1 pseudogene is annotated in these 364 nt (G+C 36.3%); it reads left to right on the top strand.

The annotated features are described in order from the left end of the window. Positions 1 to 364, top strand: a pseudogene (locus NOU10_RS09330) (cell wall anchor protein); the annotation flags it as partial.

Raw genomic sequence — 364 nt, 5'->3', positions numbered from 1 at the left:
TTCATTTGAAGCATAAGCATGAAGTAGTTACTAAAGACAACGTGGTAACAAGAAAAATAGAGTACCGAGATGAAAAAGGTAATCTACTAGATACCAAGAGTCAAAGTCTAACGTTCACTCAAACAGGCGACAAAGATCTAGTAACAAATCAAATAAGCTGGAACAAAGTTCCAAGTCAAAGCTTCGACGAAGTGAAGACGCAAAAAAAGGCAGGCTATACTCCAGATAGAGCTGTTGTTCCAAGTAAAACAGTAACATTTGATACTAAAGATTACACAGAAACTGTAATATATGAAGCAAATAAACAAAAAGGCAAAGTAGTATATGTGGATGATGACAACGGTGGACAAGAAGTCAAGCAAGG

This window comes from Ligilactobacillus sp. MP3 (assembly GCF_024436335.1).
GTDB classification, from domain to species: domain Bacteria; phylum Bacillota; class Bacilli; order Lactobacillales; family Lactobacillaceae; genus Ligilactobacillus; species Ligilactobacillus salivarius.
The sequence above is the reverse complement of the archived record's forward strand: the minus strand, read 5'-3'. Positions and strand labels throughout refer to the sequence as shown.